Raw genomic sequence first — 3,769 nt, 5'->3', positions numbered from 1 at the left:
TATCTTCTCAGGATTTTACACCTTCAAAAATAACCGGAAAAGTGATTACTTTGGAACATAAGCCAAGCGAAAATTATTCTTTTGGCGGAGCTTTTACATTAGTTGATGCAATTGTTGGTAATGTAAAACAATTGGGTAAAACCTGGCTTGGTTTTCAGGGAAAAGATGTTGTAGCAACGATTGATTTAGGTGAAAAAACAAAATTTTCAGAGGTGTATTTTAATACCTTAGATAATAAAGGAAGCTGGATTCATCTGGCAAAATCTGCCGTGATTTCTATTTCTGATGATGGCAAAAATTTTAAAGCTATTAAAGAAATAGGCAAAGATGAAATTCTTTCAGCAAAAGGGAAAATACATTTGAAAGTGGGAAATCAGAATTCAAAATTCATTAAAATTAAAATCGAAAACGCAGGAATCATTCCTGCCGGAAATCCCGGTGCCGATTCTAAAGCATGGCTTTTCGTAGATGAAATCGGTGTAAACTAAACCCTAATTCCCAAATCCTAATACCTACTAAATGAGCTCACGAAGAAAATTTTTAAAATCTACAGGAATATTATCATCCGCATTATTATTAAATCCGTTAGATTTAATTGCTAAAGATTTACCGGAAAATAATAAGATAATAAGTAAACCGATCGTACTTTCCACCTGGAATTTTGGTTTAAAAGCCAACGAAGAAGCATGGAAGATTCTTAGCAAAGGAGGAAGAGCTTTGGATGCAGTTGAAAAAGGAGTTCGTTTGGTTGAAAATGATCCTGAAGAAAGAAGTGTTGGCTACGGAGGTCGACCCGACAGAGACGGAAGGGTTACGCTCGATGCCTGTATTATGGATGAAAACTACAATATTGGTTCGGTCGCCTGTCTGGAAAGTATTAAAAATCCGATTTCGGTAGCAAGAGCAGTGATGGAAAAAACACCTCACGTAATGTTGGTGGGAGACGGAGCTCTTCAGTTTGCCGTTTCTCAGGGTTTTAAAAAAGAAAATATTCTCACTGCAGAATCAGAAAAAGAGTGGAAAGAATGGCTGAAAGACAGTAAATATCAACCGATTGTCAATATAGAAAATCACGATACCATAGGAATGATTGCGCTCGATGCACAAGGGAATCTTTCGGGAGCGTGCACGACAAGCGGAATGGCTTTTAAAATGCACGGAAGAGTAGGAGATTCCCCAATTATTGGAGCAGGTTTATTTGTTGATAATGAAGTGGGTGCTGCAACTGCAACCGGTCATGGTGAAGAGGTAATAAGAACTGTCGGAACTCATTTGGTAGTTGAATTGATGAGGCAGGGAAGAAATCCTCAACAAGCCTGCAAAGAAGCCGTTGAAAGAATTGTAACCATCACTGAAAAGAGAAATAAAAACCTCAAAGACATTCAGGTTGGGTTTATTGCCATTAATAAAAAAGGTGAATACGGTTCTTATTGTGTTCAGGACGGATTCAATTTTGCGGTTTATGACCAAAAAGGAAACCGTCTTGAAAAACCGGAATTTGCTTTGAAATAAGTTATAGAAATTAGAATTAAATTAATTTTGATAAACCTCGAAACCCAAAACCCGAATCTCAAACCTCAAATCCATTTATGTTCTTAGAAATCGCCACATTTGATATCACTTCAGCCGAAATTGCTTTAAACTCTGTTGCCGACAGAATTGAATTTTGTGCAGACATCAATTCAGGAGGAATTACGCCCGACCTGGAAGAATTGAGATATTTAAAAAGTAAATATTTAAAACCGATTCATGTGATGATTCGCCCTGTAGGAGGAGGTTTTTTATATACCGATTCAGAATTCAGGCAAATGCAGAAAAGTATCGTTGAGTTTTCGAAAGCCAATGCAGACGGCTTTGTTTTCGGAATTTTAGATGAAGATCAGGAAATTGATGTCGAAAAAAATAAAATTTTAATCGATTTGGCGAATGGAAAGCCTTGCGTTTTTCACCGGGCAATTGACCGAACCAAAAATATTTTTGAATCAACCGAAAAGCTTATTCAATTAGGGTTCAAAGAAATTCTTACTTCCGGAGGAGAAAATTCTGCCATGGAAGGAAAAGAAAATTTAAAAAAACTTGTTGAAGATTATTCAGGCGACATCATAATTTTAATTGGAGGCGGTGTGCGCTCTAATAATATTTCTGAATTAAAAAAAATAACAAAAGGAAATTATTTCCATTCTTCGGCGGTTTTACCTTACGAAAGCTTTGCCAATGCTGAAGAAATTAAAAAGTTGAAGTTTAATGTTTAGGTTATTAACAATATACAGAAGTTTGTCATTCTGAATGAAACGAAGTGGAATGAAGAATCTATTATCATATTGAGATTCTTCCTTCGTCAGAATGACAAATTAAACGCTATAATTCCACCAGTAAATTAACTTATTGATGAACAAAACGATACTTCTTGCCTTATTTTTCATTCAAACATTCATCAGCGCCCAATTTTCAGAACGAAATTTATCCTCCGAAAAATGGCAGTTCAAAAACTCCAAAGATAAAAATTGGTTGACCGCCACGGTCCCGGGAACGGTTCATTTGGATTTGATAGATCATAAATTTATTTCGGATCCTTACAAAGATGAAAACGTTCAGAACCTGGAAAATTCCGGTGAAAAATGAGTTGAAAATTGGAAATAATACCTTACAAATTAAATTTAAATCTTCTGTAAATGTAGGAAAAGATTTAACAAAAAAAGTTCCGTTCACCATGCCGGAATCGCCTCGAAGCTTTGTGAGAAAAGCGCAGTATCAGTTCGGTTGGGATTGGGGACCAAGATTGGTTACAGCAGGAATTTGGAAGGATGTAAAATTGAATTTCTGGAATCAGGCAAAAATTGAAAATATAAAAATCGAACAGAAAGTTTTAACAAAACAAAGAGCTGATTTAAAAATTCACGCAGAAATTTTTACAGAAAATGAAGGGAAATATGTTTTTGGAACGGATAAAGAAAATCATGATATTATTTTAAAAAAAGGTTTAAATAAAATTTCAGTTCCGTTTAAAATTGAAAATCCGCATTTATGGCAACCGAACGGATGGGGAAAAGCGATGATTTATGTACTTAAGTTTTCATTAAAGAAAAATTCGGAAATCATTGATAATAAAGAAGAACGAATTGGACTAAGAACCGTAGAATTGATTCAGGAAAAAGACGAAAAAGGAAAATCCTTTTACTTTAAAGTCAATGGAAAACCGATGTATGCAAAGGGAACGAACTGGATTCCGTCTGACAGTTTTACACCGAGAATTACCAAAGAAAAATATAAAAAGCTCATCAAAGACTGTAAAGATGCGAATATGAACATGATTCGTGTCTGGGGCGGCGGAATTTATGAAGATGACGAATTTTACAAAGCCTGCGACGAAAACGGAATTCTGGTTTGGCAGGATTTTATGTTTGCCGGAAGTTTTTATCCGTCTGATGAGGATTTTTTGAATAATGTAAAAGAAGAAGTCAAAGATCAGGTTAACCGACTTCAAAATCACCCGTCGATCGCTTTGTGGTGCGGAAATAACGAAATTGATGAAGCGATTGTCAATTGGGGTTACCAAAAACAGTTCAAATATTCAAAAGAAGATTCTCTGCAGGTCTGGAAAGATTACAAAAAGGTTTTCCATGAGGTAATCCCGAATGCTTTAAAAGAAAATTTAACTTCCGAAAAAAATATTTATTGGCCAACTTCGCCATCGATTGGTTGGGGTCACAAAGAAAGTTTAACTGAAGGTGATTCTCATTATTGGGGCGTTTGGTGGGGCGAACAACCG

General features: G+C 35.7%; 5 protein-coding genes. All 5 read left to right on the top strand.

The window, feature by feature from the left end:
- Positions 1-488, top strand: a 488-nt coding sequence (locus AB4Y90_RS17285; protein ID WP_441558805.1) for a discoidin domain-containing protein, incomplete at its 5' end; no start/stop codon positions are given.
- A 31-nt stretch (positions 489-519) separates the two neighbouring features.
- Complete coding sequence (locus AB4Y90_RS17280) at positions 520-1,512, top strand: isoaspartyl peptidase/L-asparaginase family protein (RefSeq protein WP_441558804.1); 993 nt, start codon at positions 520-522, stop codon at positions 1,510-1,512.
- 77 nt (positions 1,513-1,589) lie between these two features.
- Complete coding sequence (locus tag AB4Y90_RS17275; RefSeq protein ID WP_441558803.1) at positions 1,590-2,252, top strand: copper homeostasis protein CutC; 663 nt, start codon at positions 1,590-1,592, stop codon at positions 2,250-2,252.
- Positions 2,253-2,388: 136 nt separating this feature from the next.
- A complete protein-coding gene (locus AB4Y90_RS17270) occupies positions 2,389-2,622 on the top strand; it encodes a glycosyl hydrolase 2 galactose-binding domain-containing protein (protein ID WP_441558802.1) in 234 nt (77 codons plus the stop codon).
- Positions 2,582-3,769, top strand: a 1,188-nt coding sequence (locus AB4Y90_RS17265; RefSeq protein WP_441558801.1) for a glycoside hydrolase family 2 protein, incomplete at its 3' end; no start/stop codon positions are given. The genes AB4Y90_RS17270 and AB4Y90_RS17265, both read left to right, overlap by 41 nt.

The organism is Chryseobacterium sp. 2TAF14 (assembly GCF_052115105.1).
Lineage (GTDB): Bacteria > Bacteroidota > Bacteroidia > Flavobacteriales > Weeksellaceae > Chryseobacterium.
Note: the sequence above shows the minus strand (reverse complement) of the source record. Positions and strands in the feature narration are given on the sequence as shown.